Genomic DNA, 17,792 nt, shown 5'->3' on the forward strand with positions numbered 1-17,792 from the left:
TTGGAACTTCTATCTCAAGCCGGTTACCGCTTTGCTGGTGATCCTTGTCGCGGTCGCGATCCGGGAGGCATGGGAGCGGAGGTTCGCTCCCACGATCACGCGCACCTGATCACCAACAAGCGCTACAAGAATGCGATGTCATCGGCTACTTAGCTCACTTTAGTTGACTCAAGCCAGGATGGCCAACTGGGAACGTAGCGCAGTCCAAGCGAAGCAACCTGCCGGAGCGACGAACCGCTACCCGCACCCGCGAGATCCGCCCGATTGACGACATCAAATGGTCGATTGCATCCCAAAACAGGCGGTCTACCTGCGGAAATTTGGCTAGTAGCCTTAAACCATCACGTGGCACCAATGACAGCTCGCGTACCCGATCGACAGCAGGATCGGCACATCCCGCTCCGCCGCCTCGGCCAGCGCCTCGGCGTCCCACTCACGCCAGGCAACAGGATTTTCCGCATGCTGGCGCAGGTAAGGCGAGGTAGCACTGCCCAATCGGTTCATGTTTCCAGCCTTCCACACAGCTGAGATCCTTTTGCCATGCGGACGTTGCTCATTGTGCTCATCCTGATCTGTGGACTCGCTGTCGCGGCGGACTTCGGGGCGGCGGCCTACGCCGACAATGCCACGGGGCAAGCGATGCGCAACACCGCGAACCTCGGCTCCGACCCGGCCGTCCACATCAAGGGCTTCCCGTTCCTGCTCCAGGTGGCGGAGGGGAAATACGACAACGTCGAGGTTCGAGCGAACCACGTCGGCACCGACAAGTTCGGCTTCGTCGACGTCGAGGCCGATCTGCACGGCGCCGAAGTGCCCTTCGGCGACCTCACCTCGCGCCAGTTGCACAAGATCCATGTCGATCGCCTCGAAGCCACCGTCCGATTCGACGCGACGCGCCCGCTCGTGCTGCTCGACGTCAGCGGCCTGCTCCCGTTCGGCGTGGTGCCCACGGGCCTGCATTTGAACAACGGGAAGGTCGTGGTGACAGGCAGCGGCACGAACGTGACGGTCGATATCGACAAGCTGAAGTCGGGACGGGGTTGATCAGAGGAACTCGGTAGCGCTGGACCCCAGGGTATTCAGGTACTCGGTGGCGGCGAGTAGCCGCGGGCAGGGTGGCTCGCAGGTGGCATGGATGCGGGCGATGCTCTGCGCGTTGCTGACTCAGCGGCCAGATGAAGCCGCTCGCGCAGTTGTCGTTGCCCCACTCCCGAGAACGCGCTGTGGATCGTTCGCCGATGTCCATCTCGGTTCCTTCCGGAGACGATTGCGGGTACACCGTCGATGTTCGCCGCGCAGTCGGGGGAACGATTCCACAACTGAAAGACGTGGGTTCGACTGGAAAAGGGCTTGAAGGCCAGGCCCAATCCTCGCGACGTCCGTGCGATCTGCGAGCTCTACGGCGTCGCTGAGGAGCTCAACGAGGGCGCTGTCGGTTTGGCTTTACAAGCGGCGCAGAAGGATTGGTGGTGGTGGAAGTGGCCCTTCTCCCCGATAGCCTTGTGGGCGTACACGATTCGAAGAGCCCGACCGGCCCGGCCCACGTCTTCGCCCCGCACGCCTGGGATGTCTTCACCGAGGCCGTCAGGTCGGGGAAGTTCGACCGCGCCTGACGGCCACGAATACGCGCCCTGACCACTCGAACGCTGTGCGACCTCGCTGCCGTCCGCCGAGCAGATCCCGGGTAGCCGCTTCGGCCGATGCCTGCGCGTCCCACTCCCGCCGATCAACCGGATTCTCGGCGTGCTGACGCAGGTAGGGCGAGGTAGCACTAGCTAGTGCGCCATCATCTCAGACACTCGACCGAACGATGCCCAGCAACCCGCCTCGCGATGGCCGACGCCGGGGCCTGAATCCGGGATGATTCGGGGGTCAGCAGCACTCCCAATCGAGGACCGGGGCGAGTGATTTGAGCTGCATCGTGGGCGGGACCGAACGCAGCAGGGCGTTGCGCGCCAGTACAGCTGTAGGAGAGGAGAGCTGACCGACGGTGCCGATCAGTCGAGAGCGTTTGCGGATCATCTGGGTTCGGGGCCTGCGCTCACTGTCGTAGCGCGTCAGATCACCATCTCGGGTGGCGACGTGGGCCAGCACCACTGCGTCCTCCAGCGCCTGGCAGGCGCCCTGACCCAAGTTCGGCGTCATGGCGTGTTCGGCATCACCGATCAGCGCGATCCGGCCCGCCACATAGGTTTTCAGGGGTGGCAACTCATAGATGTCATGCTTCAGAATCGCCGTTTCGTCGATTGCGGCCAGCAGGGCAGGGATCGGTTCATGCCAGGAGCCGAACCGGGCGCACAGTTCGAGCAGTCCGCCGCCCCGAGTTCCCGCGGCCATATCCGCGGTAGCGAAGCAGTAGACCCGGCCGTCGGGGAGGGTGCTGTAGCCGAAACGCTCTCCGCTCCCCCAGCTTTCGCCCATATCGCTGATCGGCTCGGTGGGAGTGCAGACGACTCGCCACGCGGTGTATCCGCTGCAGCGGGGCTCGATCACACCGCAGACCGCGCGGCGGACCCCGCTGCGGATGCCGTCCGCGCCCACGACCACGTCTCCGGCCGAGGTTCCCGCCGAGTGCACGACGGTGCCGTCGGCCTGCACCTCGGTCACCGAAATACCGGTGTGCACTGCGTGTTCCGGGATGGCGGCGCGCAGGATAGCCAGGAGATCGGCACGATGCATCATGACCGGACTGCCGTAGCGCACTCGGATGGTCTCGGTGTCGGTCCGGGAAAGCCAGCGCCCACTGCTGTCGCGAATCCCTGCCGAATCCTCCTCCCGAGCCAGGCCGCGCACGGTTTCGCCGAGACCGAGCGCAGCCAGGGCGCGAAGTGCGTTGGGCCACAGCGATAATCCGGCGCCGACCTCCTCAATCCGAGTCGAGCGCTCCAACACCTCGATTTCCCAGCCGCGCAGCGCGAATGCGATGGCTGTCGCGAGACCGCCGATACCGCCGCCGACTCTGACCGCTTTGGGCATGTCGTTTCCTCTCATTTCATCGATGGCGTCCGGCACGCGAACCGAACCGGGCTGGGTCGCCCTGGCAATCGGCCGGGCCGGGGCCTACCGCACCGGCACCGGCACCGGCCGCATACGTTCCCGAGGCTGCATTCGCACGGCACCGGCCAGATAGAGCGCCACACCGAGCAGGATCCAGGCGACCAGAACGATTACGGCGTGTACGGCGCCGCGGCCACCGAAGAACGCGGTGGACCGCAATAGCCGACCACCGGCTCCCGGAGGCAGCAACTGCCCGAAAGCCCCGGACCAGCCCGGCAGCATCTCGGGTGCGGTCGCCGCGCCGGAGAACGCATTGCCGATGAGCAGCACAACGATGCCCGTGATCGCGATTGCCCTGGACCCGACCAAGGATTCGAGTCCGAGGGCGGTCACCGTGATCGCCGCGATGGTGCGTTGCCACCCACGCTGCTGAAGGTCACCGGTGTGCTCGACTTCGGGCATACGATCTTCACCTGGCAGTCGCTGTTCATGTGCGCGATCCTCATGGCGCTCACCGTCGCGATCGCGTACTTCTCCGCCCCCAGGGGAACGGCGATCGAGACAGCGCAGCAACTGCGCATCGACCTGGACGACGAGCCGACCGAAATCGCGCCGCGCTCCCGTCCGGGCGAATGGCTCGAGTACAGCCGCATCCTGCCGACCCTGACCCTGCTCATGACCGCAGGCTGGCTGATCTCCCAGCTGACCAGCAAACCGGTGCTTTCGGTCATCAGCAACCTCAACGGCTACCTGCTCGTATCGCTGATGCTCGGCCTGGCATTGCACGGGACGCCGAGGAAGTTCCTGCAGGCCGTGTCCCTCGCCGTACCCGTCACCGCCGGGATTCTCGTCCAGTACCCGCTCTACGCCGCGATAGCCGCCATTCTCGCCAAAGCGAAAGGACGGGGCGGCCGCACGCTTTCCGAACATCTGGCGACGTTCTTCACCAATCTCGGTGGCGGCGGCAGCTTCGCCGTCGTCGTCGCCCTCTACACGGTCGTACTGGGTGTCTTCATTCCGTCCGGCGGCGGGAAATGGCTGATCGAATCCCCGTTCGTCATGCAGTCGTCGACCGATGTCGGGATGAATCTCGGCTGGACGGTACAGATCTACAACGTGGCCGAGGCGCTGCCGAACCTCATCAACCCGTTCTTCATGGTGCCGCTGCTGGCGGTACTACGACTGCGGGCGCGTGACCTCGTCGGATTCACGTTCCTGCAGTTCATAATCCATCTGCCGGTGGTGCTACTCCTCGTACGGTTGCTGGGCATGACATTCGACTACGTCTCGCCGATCCTGCCCGCCACGCCGTGACCAGGCCGATCGGGCGGCCTCGAAGAGGCGCGCGAATGACGCTCGGGTCGTTGGCGTTTCGTCAAAAAGTGATGATCGGTTCACGATCCCGACTAAGGTGACTCGTTGATGGACGCCAGGACCTGTCGAGGGTTGCGAAGAGCTCATTGCCCGACACGCTGATCCAGGAGTTGACCATGGTTGACCTGATCGGAGGACCTGCTCACCGCGCGACAGTCGTGACCGAGGCCTCCGGCGCCGAGCCTGCCGAAGGAAAGGCAGCACGCAGTGGATCTTCGTGACGTCCCGTGCGGGCCCGGACGTTTGCCGGTTCTCGGACACGGTTGGAGACTGTGGCGCGATCCGGTCCAGTTCATGGTGGATCTGGTCGGCGTCGGGAAAATAGCCCGTGTCGATATCGGCAGCCGCGTCGTCTATGTCATTACCGATTTCGACCTGCTCCACCGGGTGTTGGTGGAGAACTCCGACTCCTATGAGCGCGGGCTCCTGTTCGAACGCATCCGTCTCATATTCGAGGAATCGCTGATCGTCGCGGATGGTCAGCAGCACAGGGATCTTCGTCGCCTGCTTCAACCCGCGTTCCATCGAACAGAATTGGAGAACTACGCGCCGATCGTAAGGCGTAACGCGGACGCGTTGGCGAGTTCGTGGCAGCCAGGCCAGATTGTCGAGATCCGTTCCACACTGTCGGAGTTGGTGATCACCGACCTGCTCGGGACCATGTTCTCGCACGAACCGGATAGCGGAGAGCTGCAACTCATCTCGAGTCTTATCGAGGACATCGGCGCGGGTGCCATCGTGGGCAGCGTGCTGCCGAAACGACTGGCGAGCCTGCCACGGCCGGTGAACCGCAAATTCCTGTCGGCTGGAACGCGACTGCGGGACTACTGCCGGGAGCTGCTCGTCGCGCGCCGGGCCGGCGGTGAGCGCCACGACGACCTGCTCGACCTTCTGCTCGATTCGTCAAGCACTGAGCACCATAGTGACAAGTTCCTGGCAGAGCAGGCCGTGACGATTCTCTTCGGCGGGATCGACGCCTTGACCTCCACGCTGACCTGGGCTCTTTACGAGTTGTCCCAGCGACCGGAGGTGGCTTCCAAACTGCGGCACGAGATCTCCGCAGCGGGAGAACTCGACACCCGAAGCCTCGACCGGCTCGAATACCTGAACTGTTTCCTGAACGAGGTCACACGAATCCATTCGCCGCTACTGCAGACCAGACGCACTGTCACCACGGTCGAACTCGATGGGTTCACCTTTCCCGCCGGGACCGATATCGGCTACAGCATTGCGGCGGTTCACCGCAACCCGAAATACTTCGCCGAGCCGGATACCTTCGACCCCGATCGGTGGTCGCCTTCGAACTCCGAGTCGAAATGCCGGAGCTTCGTTCCGTTCAGCATGGGCAATCAGATGTGTATCGGTAGAAATTTTGCGTGGGTGGCACTGCAAACGACTCTGTACGGTCTGCTGTCGAAGTGGGAATTCCAGCCGGTCGCAACCAAGAAGCTCCCGCGGGCCATGGGTCCGATCCCCGGGCTGAGAAGGCTTCCGCTCGAAGTTCGCCGGGTCTCAGTTCTTGCCTGATTTGGCGACCGTCGCCCTGCGACGTCCGGACATCCGGCGAATGAGGACGGGTAGCACGGCCGTGGTGATGCAGAGGGTGGCGGCGACAAGGATGAAGTACAACAGCGATCCGTTGCGGCCGAAGCGAGGGAGGAAGGCGACCTGCTGGCCCGTCGCGGCCACGGCGTTGAGGAACGGGGCGTAGGACTGCAGCGTGAATCCATGGGGCAGCAGATTCATGGCGCTCTCGGCGACATACACCCAGAACAGGAGTACGGCGACAGCGGCGGACGGAGCTCGAATCAGGGACCCGACCGCGATACCCACCCCGCATGCGGCGAACGCGTAGATCGGGACGGTCCAGAGGAACCGGATGCCGGCGGAGTCGGTGATGTCCACGGCCCCATAGAGTTCGGGGAACTGGTACGGCAGCGTGACCATGACGACGATGAGCAGCACGACCGTCGATATCGCCGCGATGGCGCCGTAGTAGATCCACCGGGCCAACGCGACCGTCCAGGGCCGGGGGAACAGGAAGGTGTCGAGATCGCTTGTCCGACCGCGCCGTTGGGTGCCGTGGGCGTAGGCGGCGGTGACCATCATGACCGACACGGAGAAGGTCATCACCCAGTACACGGAGTTGGTGGTGGAGACCGGGGCCACGAAACGCTGTCCGGGGAGGGTGGCGAGTCGTTCTGCGACAGCGGCGATTCCGAAGGTGACGACCAGCGGCAGCACGTAGGTGAGCGGGACGGCGACGGTCCACAGGAAGCTGCGTCCGGTGGTGCGGGTCCATTCGGCCGCGACGCCGCGGCGGATGAGCGTGGCCGGACCGGGACCGTTCATGACGCCGCACCGGACGCGAATCGGGCAGGCAGGCAGGCGATTCGAACGTAGGCGTCTTCGAGGCTGGTCTCGCCGGGCTCCAGCGTGCTCATGAGATGGGTGAAGGGCTGGTCGGCCAGAATGCGCCCGTTTCCGAGGATGACGATGTGGTCGGCATTGCGTTCGACCTCGTCGAGCAGGTGCGTGGCAACCAGGACACAGGTCCCGGCAGCGGCGAGGTCGCGCAGCAATTCGCGGATCCAGCGGATACCCGCGATGTCGAGGCCGTTGAGCGGTTCGTCGAGCAGCAGGGTCCGAGGCTCGCAGAGCAAGGCGGCGGCGATGCCGACGCGTTGGAGCATGCCGAGCGAATAGTGCCCGAGCCGGCGATCGGCGACCCGGACGAGGTCGACGATCTCGAGGACCTCGCCGACCCGGCCGGTCGGTATTCCACGGGCACGAGCGATCCAGCGCAGATGCCGACGCGCGGTGCGGCTCGGGTCGAAAGCTCGATAGTCGAGGTGCATTCCGAGCGTCGCGGGCGTGGTGTGATGGGCTCGGACCAGGGTGTCGTCGACCCGGACGGTCCCGACGGCAGGGGCGAGAATGCCGCAGATACACCGCAGCAGCGTGGTCTTGCCGGTGCCGTTGAGACCGATCAGGTAGGTGAGCGCCCCGTCCGCCACCGTCAGTTCGGGGACCTCGAGGACGCTCACGCCCGGGTAGCTCAGGGTGAGGTCACGAATATCGATCACGGTGCTCGGAGCCGGTCAGAAGTCACAGGACATCGACAGACCGACGGCCTTGACGCCCTCGCACACAGAGCTGTTGGAGAGCTTCCAGACACCGTCGATACGCTTCCAGACCACGCGCGCGGTGATATCCGGTCTGCCCACCGACCGGGTGCGCAGCATTGCGGTGTGCACGTTGCCGTCGTGGGTTTCCGGACCGCTGATCTCGTTCGACCCGTACGGGGCTCGGAACATGCCGCTGTTGTAGAGGGCGTCCGCAACGACCACCGCCCTCATACCGCCTTCCATATTGGCGGCCTTGGCCTCGTCCGAAACGCCGGGTGTTTCGATCAGGAACACCACTTGATCGTGCAGATCGTCCACGGTGGGAACGTCTTTGGTGATCAGGAAATCGCCGGGAGCGGCGAAAGCGGTTGGGGCATTGACAACCGAGACGCCGGTCGTGACCGCGGCGACCGTCATGATCGACGACACGACACCAGCGACAACACTGAAGGACTTCATCACTTCATCCTCTGATCGACTGGGACAGCACCTGATGCAGGCTCGAATATGCAGGCGGCCAACAACAAATTGGCGCATTAGAGAATACTCGCGCTCAGGGCGGCTTCCTCAGGGTTTGCGGCCGATAGCACCGAGCATGACCATCCGAGTTGCCGGTAGGTCGGAGCGGAGCCACTCCTGGACCGGCACCACACCGGGTTCGAACAACTCGAAGCCGTCCAGGAAGGTCTCGGTCTGCGCCGTGGTCCGGAAGGCGACCTGGGCCGGAGTGCCGTCGGTGCCGGTGAGCACCCGGAGTATCTCCGGGTCGGAATCAAGGGAGCCATGACTGAGCGCCAGGTAGCTACCCGGCGCCAACTGATCGCGGAATGCGGCGACGATCTCGGCGGGGCGCTCGTCATCCATCACGTAATGCAGCACACCGGACAGCGTGACGGCTACCGGCTCGTCGAAGTCGATCAGGGCGCGCTCGTTCAGCTGATCGAGGATCTCGCCGGGACGGCGAATGTCGCCCAGCAGTGCGGTGATTCCGGGTGGTCCGGCCAGTAGCGCCTCGCAATGGGCGACTCCCACCGGGTCGTAGTCGACATACACCACCCGCGCCGACGGCTCGAACTTTCGAGCCACCTCGTGCACGGCGGGCGAGACCGGGATACCCGAGCCGAGATCGAGGAACTGACGGATACCGGCCTCGGCGGCCATCTCGACCGCTTTGAGCAGGAAACCCCGGGCGAACCAGACCAAGGTCTTGAGTTCGGGTACGCGAGCGAGCATCCGACCGGCCATTTCCCGGTCGTTCTCGTAATTGTCCTTTCCGCCCAACAAGTAGTCGTACACCCGGGCGGAGCTCAGCTCGCCGGGGTCGAGCGGGTGCGGTATCCGCTTGTGCTCGGACGCAGGCCCTTCGGCTCCTTCGGCCACACCTGTACCCTAGCCGACCGCCACCCCGGGTGTGGGCAACTCCAGAGATCTGCCGCCCCCCGATCGAGCCATCGGCGAACCACGCTCCGACACAACATGATCCAATACTTCACGACCGGTCGGCTTACTCCCGATTGCCGTCGCCGGTCGGGCTCGGAACCGTCTCGGCCAAGGCGACCGCGTGTGCTACCGCGGCCCGCGCGCGGTCGACGGTCGCATAGCGGCCCAGACCGCACGGCGCCGCGACGTCCAGCTGTCCGCCGTAGGCCGACTCCGCCACCGCCAGCGCCTGCCGTGCCTGCGCGAGCGGTTGCGTCGAATGCGCGAGCCCGGCGACAACACGCGTGGCGCCAGGCAATTCCAGGCGCGCCAGCGGCGCGTAGTACCGCGGCCGGACCGGCGCCTGCTTGCCGTCGCCGATGGGCAGGTGGACGAAATCGAGATGCCTGCCCGCGGGCCAGTATCGCGCTATCGCGTTGGCCAGCGCGACGACCGGGGCCGTCGACCTCGGTGCCACGACCGGTTTGTCGTCGAGGCTCCCGTAGCACAGGTGCACACCGAAATGAGAATCGTAGGGGGCCCGTGCGACGAGGCGTGCGATCGCTCGACCCGCCGCGGTGGCCGGGCCCTGCCGCAGCACCGCGGGTGTCCCCGCGCAGAGGAGCGTCTCGGCCGCCAGTTCGAGTTGGAATACGACGTTGTCCCGCAACGCCTCATGGATTCGGACGATCTCCCTGACAGTGGCGTCGACAATCGGGCGGTAGTAGGGGAAGCCCCGACGCCACCGCAGCATGCGCGCCTCGAAGGCGATGAAGCCGATGACAAAGGGTGTCGGTATACCCACCTGCAAGCGAAGTCCGGGATCGGTTCGGCGCAGCTCACCCAACGCGGCCGCGGCACGCCGGGCCTCCGCCGCATAGCCGAGCGCGGCGTCGATATCGGCTTCGGTCAGCGATCGGCCCGCCCGAAGCCGAAAGGTGTCGCGGGAACGCAGCGTCGACCAATCACCGCGGCGCACGGGCGCCAGCGCCGGGATGCTGCCGAGCCGGTCGATGATGGGTCTGACGTACCACTGGGCGCGATACGGATCCGCTTCACAGCCCGGAACCATGCCGTCCAGGAATTCACCGGCAGTGTCGACAGCGAACGCCATTGCCTTGCCTGGACTGTCCAACGATGCGGGCAGGCTACCCACGAAGTGAATCCTGCGCTCGGGCTGCACAGCGTCAGTTTCGCATATCGGCTGCCCCGAGACGGGGGCGTCCGGCGATTCAGGCTGTCGCGGCGGCGGACAGGCGGGCACGGTCGGTGACGATGATCCGGCCGCGGCGCAGCGAGACGATGCCGCGTTGCTCCAGCTCGCGCAGGACTCGGTTGGCGGTGGCTCGGGTGGTGCCCGCCATGGAGGCCAAATCGTCCTGGGTGAGCCGGATTTCGGCGATCGGTGCGGGGCCGCCGTATATTCGGGCGAGGTAGGCCAGGCGGCGGATCACGCGGGATTCCACCGGGAGATAGAGCGCCTCCAGGACGGTCGCGGACAGACGGCGAATCTGTTCGACCAGGGTGACGGTGAGCATGTTGTCGATGCCGGGGTTGGCGGCTCGCAGGGATTCGAGCTGGGATCGGCTCAGGGTCAGGGTTTCGGCGTTCTCGGCGGCTTCGACGGTGGCGGTGCGGCGGGCGTCGGGACTGAGCACGGCCAGTTCGCCGAACGAATCGCCGGGGCCGACCATGGTCAAGGTCGCGGTGGAGCCGAGCGAGGTGGTCACCCGGATCAGCAGCAGCCCGGACTTGACCAGGTGCAGGGTGTCGCCGGGATCGCCTTCGTGACAGAGGATTTCGCGGCGTTTGAAGCGGCGCGGCAGGCACGAGGCCAGGACGCGGCGGCGTTCCTCGGGTGTGAGGCTCTGCAGCAGGGCGGATTCGGTCATCGCACGCCGCGCAGCACGAAGCAGTTGACCGGTTCCCTGCGGCCCTTCACCACGATCGCGTCCAGCGCCTGCACGACGGCGCGCGGGCCGAGCTGTGCCCGGGTGAGCGGTCCGATCACCACGTCCCCGGGTCGCGCGACGCCCTCGAGCCGGGCCGCGAGATTGGTGGTGTCGCCGATCGCGGTGTAGTTGCGCATCTGCGCGGCACCGATATTGCCGACCAGGGCCGGGCCGGTATTGACGCCGACCCGGAACCTCGGCCAATCCGGTCGCGCCGCCGCGTTCGAGCGCGGCCATGGTCTGGTTCAGCGTCACGCTGTCGAACAGGCCCAGCGCGGAGCCCTCCCGCCGGAATTGCACGTGAGCGCTCAGCGCGATCAGCCCGAAGGCCGCCACCATCAGCGCATGCCATTCCCACCACGATGCCTGCCAGCTGCGGCCGTACCCGACGGCCAGCAACGCCTCGATCAGCAGCACGTACGCGGAAAGCACACTGAGCAACAGCAATCCGCGACGGCGCGCGAACTGCCGGGCGTAGACCACCGCCGCGATCAGGTAGCACAGCGAACCCGCGTACGCGACGACCACCAGCGACCGCGAGGTCTCGGTGGCGTTCGGCATGCCGTCGAACGGCGGCAGCCCGGTGAGCGAGAACATCGCCCACGCCACCGCCGCCAGCGCGGGCAGTGCCGACAGCAGCCACATCAGCCGGTTCAGCCGGGCCGCCGCGACCGGACCGTACTCGAATGCCGAGGCCAGCGCGGCGATCCCGCCGAGGGTCAGGCCGACCGGGACCGCGTAGACGAACCCGGCATTCGGCATGGCGATGATGACGCCCGGCGTCGCGATGGCGTGCAGTCTCAGAAATCCCGCCGCGAACTGAAACATCAACGACACCAGCACGAGTCGCAGATCGTGGCGGACCCGCGCGGCCCGGAAGAGAATGACGCCCAGCGCCATCGCGAGCGCCGCGGCGGCCAGCACCAGCCAGAAGTGTTGCGGATGATGCTCATAGCGGGCATCCAGTTCCGGATGCGAGATCAACAACCACAGCCCCGCCACCGGCAGGCCGATGGCCGCAAGCCAGGTGAGAACACCAACTTTCGACACCGGTGAACCCTAACGACAGACGCACCGGCTGCGGAGGCTCGTTGTGTCGCCGCGGACACACAACGGCTGTCGCCGCGCGAACAGACCACCTTCCCGTTTCTCCGCAGAATCGTGTGCACAGACAACACGAACCTGTTCGGAGGAATCCATGTCGAAGCTCACCACCCTGATCGGAGGCGCATTCGTCGCGCTCGCCGCCACCGCCGCCATGGCCCTGCCGACCGCGGCGACGGCCCTCGCGCAGCCCACCCCCGCGCCGTCGATCTCGGCTTCGGCGCCCGCGAACACCCGAGGCTGGCTGAGCATCTACAACGGCACCGCGCCGCAGGGCAGCAACGCGGTGCAGTTGCGAACCGTCTCCGACCGCGCCCTCGGCGCCCGCGTCGTGGACCGCGACGGCCGCTCGCTCTACCGTTTCGACAAGGACACCGCCAACCCGTCGAAGTCGAACTGCAACAACGACTGCGCCGTCACCTGGCCGCCACTGCTGGTCAGCCGTGGCCAGGCCCTCTACGTCGACGGCGTGGACCCCGCCCTGACCGGATTCATCGAGCGCGCCGACGGCTCGTGCCAGATCACCATCGGCGGCTGGCCCGTCTACTACTTCTCCAAGGACAAGAAGCCCGGCGACGTGAACGGCCAGGGCGTGGCCGGCACCTGGTTCGCCGTCAACTCCACCGGCGGCAAGGCCCTCGCGAAGTGACTCCGGGATCGTCGACCTGCCGTTCTTCGGCGCGGCGGGGGGACCCCGCGCGGGCGTTCGGAGGGTTCAGATTCCGCGGTCGATCATGTCCAGGAGTTGGCCGGTGAGGTGGTCGAGTTGAGCTGGTTCGAGGAAGCGCAGCGGGCCGTCGACGGCCAGGTAGGCCAGACCGTGGACGGTCGGCCAGGCGAGAAACTCTGCGCCGGGGCGTCTTTCGGGCGCGAGTAGGCCGGTCTCGACCAGGCCGTCGAGGGCCTCGCCGAGCAGTTCGATCGCCGAGCGGCCGGTGGGTCCGGCGGACGCGGGTTCGGAGACGGCGGAGACGTCGGTCTGGGTCGCGAAGGCCGTGCGGAACAGCCCCGGTTCCGCGCGGGCGAAGCGCAGGTAGCCCGCGCCGACCGCCCGCAAGCGCGCCCGTGCGCCGGCGGCCGGATCACCGGCGGGCGGCAGGGCGTCCTGTTCGGCGGTCATGGCCGCGGCCAGGCCAGCCAGGGCGACGCGAGCGACGGCCTGCACCAAGGCTTCCCGGTCCTTGAAGTGCGTGTAGGCGGCGTTCGGGGCGACGCCCGCACGGCGGGCCGCCTCGCGCAGCACGATCGCCTGGGGTCCGCCGCCCTCGCGCGCCATCGCCACGCCCGCGTCGAGCAGGGCTTCCCGTAATGCGCCGTGCCGGTAGGTGTTTCGCTGCCCGGGTCTCGCCGCGCTGTCACTCATGCTGATCCTGGTGGGAGAGGTTCTGTACGTCGTTCAGATTCTATCTGGACACCGTCCAGAAATCGTGTATCTCCATTTCTGGACAGCGTCCAGATACGAGGACTCACCCCACCGAGGAGACGCCATGCGCACCCTGATCAGCACCGCCTTCATCTCCCTCGACGGCGTCGTGGAGGCCCCCGGCGGCGAGCCCGGCTACCGCAACACCGGATGGACCTTCAAGCATCTCGACTTCCTGCCCGAGGCCTTCGAGATCAAGGAGCGAGAGCAGCGGGAATCCACCGCGATCCTGTTGGGCCGCAACAGCTATCAGGCCTTCAGCCCGGTGTGGCCGGACATGGCGGAGTTCGCCGGTTACCAGGCCATGCCCAAGTACGTCGTCTCCACCACCCTCACCGACGCCGACCTGGTCTCCAACTGGGGCGAGACCACGATCCTGCGCTCGATCGACGAGGTCGCGGCCCTGAAGGAGACCGCGGGCGGACCGATCATCATGCACGGCAGCGCGGCCCTGAACCGGAGCCTGTCGGACGCGGGCCTGATCGACCGCTACCACCTGCTCGCCTTCCCGCTGCTGCTCGGCGCGGGCAAGCGCCTGTTCTCCGAGACCGACAAGGACACCCAGAAACTGCGCCTCGTCGAATCCCAGGCGTACGCGAACGGCTTGCAGCTCAACGTCTTCGACGTCGTGCGCTGACCGTCCGGCCGAAATGCCCGGCAGGAACGCCTATCGGGCGTCCACCCGGACGAATGCCGGTGGGAGGTTGCGTAATCCCGGCAGGGCGGCGAGCAGCGGCAGCAAAGCGGCTACCGGCCGGGAGGGCGAACCGAAGCTGTGTACCTCGACCGCGGTGATGCGGTCGGTCCAGCCGTGCAACAGCGGTGCGAGGTCGTCCCGCCGCACACCCCACGGCATGAGCGGGGCGGTGTAGTGCGGCGTCAGGCGGTGACCCCGCAGGGTCCTGCGTGAGAACCACGGGGGAATCACGTCGAACAGCAGCCGCACGGCCGGAATGCCGGTCACGATCGCGGTGACCAGCGCGCACCTCGGATTCCGGGAAGTACATCAGCAGTCCCTGCGCGGTCACCAGCACCGGCGTGCCGGGCTCGACCCCATCGATCCATTCCGGATCCAGTGCGCTGCAGGCGATATGGCGGCAGCGGGGTGACTCCGGCAGAAAGCGCTCCCGGACCGCGATCGCCTCCGGTACAGCCACGCGGATCCAGGACACCCGGCCGTTGTCGCAGCGCTGAAACTGCGTCTCCAACCCGGCGCCGAGCTCGACCACGGTCCCGCTGGGATGCTCCGCCAGCCAGTCCCGCACCACCCCGTCGAACAGCTGCGACCGCTCGGCGTGCACACCACTGGGTTTCCCGAAACTCCGCGCATAGTCGTAGTCGATCGCATCGAAGATGCGCACACACGCGGGGTCCCGAAAACCACCACCCCGCTTCGCAACCGCGGCCCGGTTGTACAGGGTCCACAGCATGGTCTCGGGTACCCCACCCAACTCCACGTCATTCGACATAGTCACGCCTTCCTCCAGGCTTCGGAGCCCAGCATCACCGCCCCGCCGCCGACTGTCTTGAACAAATGTTCCCGGCGCGACTCCCCCGCCGCCGGGCGAAAAGCTGATCTTCGTGAGCCATCCGTGCTAGGAACGGGAGTCATGATGCGAGGCATGCTCAGGTTTGCGGCAGTGTCAGTTCTGCCGGTGATGGCATTCGGGACGTCTACAGGTCCGGCGTCCGCCGATTCGCAGTCGTTCGATCCCGCGCGCGTCGACGCGGGACCGGGCTGCGTCGGGACGGTCAGCGCGTCGGCGTCTCCCCAGCAGGGGCAGCAGGGCGGTGACCACGCGAGCTTCTTCGACAGCTCGGTGCAGGTGCAGGTGGGCTTCAAGGCCGACGCCGCCGACAGCCCGCTCGGGTCGGCGTCGGGATCCCCGGCGGGCACCGACTGCTCGATCTCCGCGACGGTCACCGCCACCAACCTCGACACCGGCGTCACCGACACCAAGACCCAATCCACCCGCTACGACGGCCATTACGGCTGGAATGCCACCTTCTTCAATTTCCCCGGCTCGGGCCGCGTCAGCATCCAGGTCAGCACCAACCCCGCCCCCTCGGAACTGATCGTCGACGTCCCGGCACCGCGCTGACCACGTAGAACGAAGCCGATCCGATCCCGAGCGAATCGGGATCGGATCTCGGTGTCCCGCGGCGTGATCGGCGTCGCGCGGTCAGGGTTCGAGGTCGACGACTCCCTTGCCACTCACGATATCGAGGGGAACGGAGACCTGGTCGTGGACGATCAGCCAGGTGCCGTTGATCTTTCGCATGCCGTAGGTGACGCGGACCCACATGCCGGGGGGTGCTCGCGCCGTTCTTCAGGGTGCCGTGCAGGCGGCCGAAGGCGTAGCCGAAGGCCAGGTCGTCACCCACGTGGACGGTCAGGTCGTGGAGCTCGTAGCTCACGGTCTCGAAGAACAGGAAAACTCGGGCCCAGTTCTCGAGTTTCGCGTCGATCCCGACGTGCTGGAGGGGCGGATCGATGTCGAAGGACACGACATCGGACGAGAACACCTGCTTCAGGGTCTCGAGGTCTTTGGCCCGCAGCCCTTCGACCACCTTGCCGAGCTGCCCGCGGATCTCGGCTTGATCGGCCGCGCGGCGGTCGGTGCCGGACCGGAAGTCATTGGAAACAGACATTTCTGAGCTCCTCAGGAGTTGACGAGAGTGGTTTCGGCGCGCAGCGGCGCGAACGCGGTGCTCCAGGCGATGACCTGGTCGAGGGTCTTGCTGGGGTTACCAGGTGGCGGTCGTTCGGCACGAAGGTGGCGTGGTTCTCGAAATCGGTGAGCACCGAAATGGAGACCTGGTAGCCGACGTCGGCCAGGCCGAGCGTGCCGCAGACGGTCCGCAGCCGCACCACCGAGCGGGCGCCGCCGTCCACCCCGTAGGAGACGAATCCGACTGCCTTGTTCACCCATTCGGCGAACACATGGTCGATGGCGTTCTTGAGCACGCCGGGCATGCCGCCGTTGTATTCCGGGGTCACCATCAGGAAGCCGTCGAAGGGCGCGATCCGCTCGGTCCAGGCGCGGGTGGCCGCGTGCGGCGAGGGGCCGAACATCGGCGGCACGGCCTCGTCCAGATGCGGGAGCGGGTGATCGCGCAGGTCGATCAGTTCGAATTCGGCGTCGCCGCGCAGCGACGCGGTGTCGAGCACCCGCTGGGCGATCTACTCGCCATTGCGGTCGGGGCGGGTACTGCCGAGGATGATGCCGATCTTGGTCATGTCCGGAACTCCTGCTCTGCTGAAGGCGTTACGAAGTTCCGACGACGCAGCCGCCCGGAATGTCAGGCCCGGCAGCACCGAATGTCGGACCTGACAATCCGGCCCGCTGTTTCGTCGAAGCAGATGCAGACCGCATCGACCGAAGGAGCCGAGCACCATGACCGATCCGCAACTGGGCGCGGTGATGAGCGAGCGTCGCAAGCTGATCAATCTGTCCTACCGGCTGCTCGGCTCGCTGACCGAGGCCGAGGACGTGGTGCAGGAGACCTACGCGCGCTGGTACGGGCTCTCCGAACGGCAGCGGCAGGAGGTGGCCACCCCCGGCGCGTGGCTGACCACGGTCGCCGGTCGCATCTGCCTCGACCTGCTCGGCTCGGCCCGCGCCAGGCGCGAACAGTATGTGGGCGAATGGATTCCGGAGCCGGTGCCCGGCCACGCCGAGTGGTTCGGCGGCCCCGCGCCCGCCGATCCCGCCGACCGCGTCACCCTCGACGAGTCGATCAGCATGGCCTTCCTCGTCGTCCTCGACTCCATGACCCCCGCCGAGCGCGTGGCCTTCGTCCTGCACGACGTGTTCCGCTACTCCTTCGCCGAGGTCGCCGACATCGTCGGCCGCACCCCCGCCGCCTGCCGCCAGCTCGCCTCCAGCGCCCGCCGCCGCATCGACACCTCGCGCAGCCCGTCCGGCACCGAACGCGCCGACGTGGTCCGCGACTTCAAACGCGCCTGGGAGACAAGCGATCTGGAGGCGCTGATCGGCCTGCTCGACCCGGCCGCCACCGCCACCGCCGACAGCGGCGGCCTGGCTCCCGCCTTCCGCGACCCCATTGTCGGCGGTGAGCGCATCGCCTACGCCTGGGTCGAGATCGCCTCCCGCAACACCGAGACAGCGCTGCGCGAGCGCACGGTCAACGGCCAGCCCGGACTGGTGGCCGTACGCGGCGATGCCGTCGTCGGGGTCTACGCCTTCGACATCGCCGAGGGCCGCATCACCGACATCTGGGCGATCCGCCACCCGGAGAAACTGCGCGCCTGGACCGACGCCTGAGCGGGTTCAGTTCACCTGACGGTCGCCCTCGCCCCAATGTTGTTTGCGGAGTTCGCGTTTGAGAATCTTGCCCGCGCCCGAGACCGGGAGGGCATCGCCTAGTACT

The 17,792-nt window shown here is 66.5% G+C and carries 19 protein-coding genes and 5 pseudogenes; 8 read left to right on the plus strand and 16 right to left on the minus strand.

Annotation, left to right across the window (positions count from 1 at the left end):
• Nucleotides 1–339 precede the first annotated feature (339 nt).
• Nucleotides 340–504, minus strand: a pseudogene (locus NS2_RS30430) (DUF255 domain-containing protein); the annotation flags it as partial.
• 54 nt (nt 505–558) lie between these two features.
• Between NS2_RS30430 and NS2_RS30435 the strand changes: the two are divergent.
• Nucleotides 559–1,044 carry an LmeA family phospholipid-binding protein gene (locus tag NS2_RS30435; RefSeq protein WP_161789516.1) on the plus strand — a complete coding sequence of 162 codons (486 nt, stop codon included), beginning with the start codon at nt 559–561 and terminating at the stop codon, nt 1,042–1,044.
• 416 nt (nt 1,045–1,460) lie between these two features.
• A pseudogene (locus NS2_RS30440) lies at nt 1,461–1,613 on the plus strand (DUF397 domain-containing protein); the annotation flags it as partial.
• On the opposite strand, the pseudogene NS2_RS38585 reads toward NS2_RS30440, so the two are convergent.
• The 3 genes and pseudogenes from NS2_RS38585 to NS2_RS30455 all read right to left on the minus strand — a co-directional run.
• A pseudogene (locus NS2_RS38585) lies at nt 1,585–1,770 on the minus strand (DUF255 domain-containing protein); the annotation flags it as partial. The pseudogenes NS2_RS30440 and NS2_RS38585 sit on opposite strands and share 29 nt — an antisense overlap.
• Nucleotides 1,771–1,872: 102 nt before the next feature.
• The gene (locus NS2_RS30450; RefSeq protein WP_261772326.1) at nt 1,873–3,012 is read right to left on the minus strand and encodes an FAD-dependent monooxygenase; all 1,140 of its coding nucleotides are present in this window, start codon (nt 3,010–3,012) and stop codon (nt 1,873–1,875) included.
• Nucleotides 3,013–3,060: 48 nt separating this feature from the next.
• On the minus strand, nt 3,061–3,459 hold the full coding sequence (locus NS2_RS30455; protein ID WP_143161454.1) for an ABC transporter permease: 399 nt from the start codon (nt 3,457–3,459) through the stop codon (nt 3,061–3,063).
• Between NS2_RS30455 and NS2_RS30460 the strand changes: the two are divergent.
• Nucleotides 3,409–4,311 (plus strand): annotated as a pseudogene (locus NS2_RS30460) (TIGR00366 family protein); the annotation flags it as partial. The gene NS2_RS30455 and the pseudogene NS2_RS30460 overlap by 51 nt on opposite strands.
• A gap of 267 nt (nt 4,312–4,578) precedes the next feature.
• Nucleotides 4,579–5,898, plus strand: coding sequence for a cytochrome P450 (locus tag NS2_RS30465; protein ID WP_158544149.1), 1,320 nt, complete (start codon nt 4,579–4,581; stop codon nt 5,896–5,898).
• Here NS2_RS30465 and NS2_RS30470 read toward each other — a convergent pair.
• From NS2_RS30470 to NS2_RS38730, 6 genes are all read right to left on the minus strand, one after another.
• A complete protein-coding gene (locus NS2_RS30470; protein ID WP_033090782.1) occupies nt 5,884–6,723 on the minus strand; it encodes an ABC transporter permease in 840 nt (279 codons plus the stop codon). The two genes, NS2_RS30465 and NS2_RS30470, sit on opposite strands and share 15 nt — an antisense overlap.
• Nucleotides 6,720–7,457 (minus strand): ABC transporter ATP-binding protein, encoded by a 738-nt coding sequence (locus NS2_RS30475; protein WP_033090783.1) that lies wholly within the window; start codon nt 7,455–7,457, stop codon nt 6,720–6,722. Before NS2_RS30475 ends, NS2_RS30470 begins: the two co-directional genes overlap by 4 nt.
• A 15-nt stretch (nt 7,458–7,472) precedes the next feature.
• Nucleotides 7,473–8,036: an MTB12 C-terminal domain-containing protein gene (locus NS2_RS30480; protein WP_228102648.1), complete on the minus strand. Its 564-nt coding sequence runs from the start codon at nt 8,034–8,036 to the stop codon at nt 7,473–7,475.
• Nucleotides 8,037–8,066: 30 nt separating this feature from the next.
• Nucleotides 8,067–8,879 (minus strand): SAM-dependent methyltransferase, encoded by an 813-nt coding sequence (locus NS2_RS30485; RefSeq protein WP_045439688.1) that lies wholly within the window; start codon nt 8,877–8,879, stop codon nt 8,067–8,069.
• A gap of 124 nt (nt 8,880–9,003) precedes the next feature.
• Nucleotides 9,004–10,101, minus strand: coding sequence for a hypothetical protein (locus NS2_RS30490; RefSeq protein ID WP_143161455.1), 1,098 nt, complete (start codon nt 10,099–10,101; stop codon nt 9,004–9,006).
• Between the two features lie 49 nt (nt 10,102–10,150).
• Entirely contained in the window at nt 10,151–11,920 is a 1,770-nt protein-coding gene (locus tag NS2_RS38730) for a Crp/Fnr family transcriptional regulator (RefSeq protein ID WP_231992939.1), read from the minus strand.
• A 148-nt stretch (nt 11,921–12,068) separates the two neighbouring features.
• Here NS2_RS38730 and NS2_RS30505 point away from each other — a divergent pair, with 148 nt between their 5' ends.
• Nucleotides 12,069–12,623, plus strand: coding sequence for a hypothetical protein (locus NS2_RS30505; RefSeq protein WP_033090785.1), 555 nt, complete (start codon nt 12,069–12,071; stop codon nt 12,621–12,623).
• A gap of 66 nt (nt 12,624–12,689) precedes the next feature.
• Here NS2_RS30505 and NS2_RS30510 read toward each other — a convergent pair whose 3' ends face one another.
• The gene (locus NS2_RS30510) at nt 12,690–13,337 is read right to left on the minus strand and encodes a TetR/AcrR family transcriptional regulator (protein ID WP_033090786.1); all 648 of its coding nucleotides are present in this window, start codon (nt 13,335–13,337) and stop codon (nt 12,690–12,692) included.
• Between the two features lie 124 nt (nt 13,338–13,461).
• Between NS2_RS30510 and NS2_RS30515 the strand changes: the two genes are divergently transcribed.
• Complete coding sequence (locus NS2_RS30515) at nt 13,462–14,034, plus strand: dihydrofolate reductase family protein (RefSeq protein ID WP_033090787.1); 573 nt, start codon at nt 13,462–13,464, stop codon at nt 14,032–14,034.
• A 30-nt stretch (nt 14,035–14,064) separates the two neighbouring features.
• Here the strand turns inward: NS2_RS30515 and NS2_RS38000 are convergent, their stop codons facing one another.
• On the minus strand, nt 14,065–14,361 hold the full coding sequence (locus NS2_RS38000; protein ID WP_103557206.1) for a hypothetical protein: 297 nt from the start codon (nt 14,359–14,361) through the stop codon (nt 14,065–14,067).
• A gap of 676 nt (nt 14,362–15,037) precedes the next feature.
• Between NS2_RS38000 and NS2_RS30530 the strand changes: the two genes are divergently transcribed.
• A complete protein-coding gene (locus NS2_RS30530) occupies nt 15,038–15,499 on the plus strand; it encodes a hypothetical protein (protein WP_145961857.1) in 462 nt (153 codons plus the stop codon).
• 81 nt (nt 15,500–15,580) lie between these two features.
• On the opposite strand, the gene NS2_RS38005 is transcribed toward NS2_RS30530, so the two are convergent.
• The 4 genes and pseudogenes from NS2_RS38005 to NS2_RS38015 form a co-directional block, all read right to left on the minus strand.
• The gene (locus tag NS2_RS38005) at nt 15,581–15,703 is read right to left on the minus strand and encodes a nuclear transport factor 2 family protein (protein WP_256255956.1); all 123 of its coding nucleotides are present in this window, start codon (nt 15,701–15,703) and stop codon (nt 15,581–15,583) included.
• A gap of 52 nt (nt 15,704–15,755) precedes the next feature.
• Nucleotides 15,756–16,049 (minus strand): annotated as a pseudogene (locus NS2_RS38010) (YybH family protein); the annotation flags it as partial.
• Nucleotides 16,033–16,569: an NADPH-dependent FMN reductase gene (locus NS2_RS30540; protein WP_228102650.1), complete on the minus strand. Its 537-nt coding sequence runs from the start codon at nt 16,567–16,569 to the stop codon at nt 16,033–16,035. The gene NS2_RS30540 and the pseudogene NS2_RS38010, both read right to left, overlap by 17 nt.
• 12 nt (nt 16,570–16,581) lie before the next feature.
• Nucleotides 16,582–16,797, minus strand: a complete 216-nt coding sequence (locus tag NS2_RS38015; RefSeq protein ID WP_230464116.1) for a hypothetical protein — start codon at nt 16,795–16,797, stop codon at nt 16,582–16,584.
• Here NS2_RS38015 and sigJ point away from each other — a divergent pair.
• Nucleotides 16,796–17,686: an RNA polymerase sigma factor SigJ gene (sigJ, locus tag NS2_RS30545; protein ID WP_033090789.1), complete on the plus strand. Its 891-nt coding sequence runs from the start codon at nt 16,796–16,798 to the stop codon at nt 17,684–17,686. The two genes, NS2_RS38015 and sigJ, sit on opposite strands and share 2 nt — an antisense overlap.
• The last annotated feature ends 106 nt before the right edge of the window (nt 17,687–17,792 follow it).

The sequence above is a fragment of the Nocardia seriolae NBRC 15557 genome (assembly GCF_007990715.1).
In the GTDB taxonomy this organism is placed as follows: domain Bacteria; phylum Actinomycetota; class Actinomycetes; order Mycobacteriales; family Mycobacteriaceae; genus Nocardia; species Nocardia seriolae.

Excerpts from the sequence above, each read along its gene's own strand:
- NS2_RS30455 (WP_143161454.1), bottom strand. The coding sequence starts at position 3,459 with ATGCCCGAAGTCGAGCACACCGGTGACCTTCAGCAGCGTGGGTGGCAA.
- NS2_RS30470 (WP_033090782.1), bottom strand. The coding sequence starts at position 6,723 with ATGAACGGTCCCGGTCCGGCCACGCTCATCCGCCGCGGCGTCGCGGCC.
- NS2_RS30480 (WP_228102648.1), bottom strand. The coding sequence starts at position 8,036 with ATGCGCCAATTTGTTGTTGGCCGCCTGCATATTCGAGCCTGCATCAGG.
- NS2_RS30505 (WP_033090785.1), top strand. The coding sequence starts at position 12,069 with ATGTCGAAGCTCACCACCCTGATCGGAGGCGCATTCGTCGCGCTCGCC.
- NS2_RS30510 (WP_033090786.1), bottom strand. The coding sequence starts at position 13,337 with ATGAGTGACAGCGCGGCGAGACCCGGGCAGCGAAACACCTACCGGCAC.
- NS2_RS30515 (WP_033090787.1), top strand. The coding sequence starts at position 13,462 with ATGCGCACCCTGATCAGCACCGCCTTCATCTCCCTCGACGGCGTCGTG.
- NS2_RS38005 (WP_256255956.1), bottom strand. The coding sequence starts at position 15,703 with ATGTGGGTCCGCGTCACCTACGGCATGCGAAAGATCAACGGCACCTGG.
- sigJ (WP_033090789.1), top strand. The coding sequence starts at position 16,796 with ATGACCGATCCGCAACTGGGCGCGGTGATGAGCGAGCGTCGCAAGCTG.
- NS2_RS38015 (WP_230464116.1), bottom strand. The coding sequence starts at position 16,797 with ATGGTGCTCGGCTCCTTCGGTCGATGCGGTCTGCATCTGCTTCGACGA.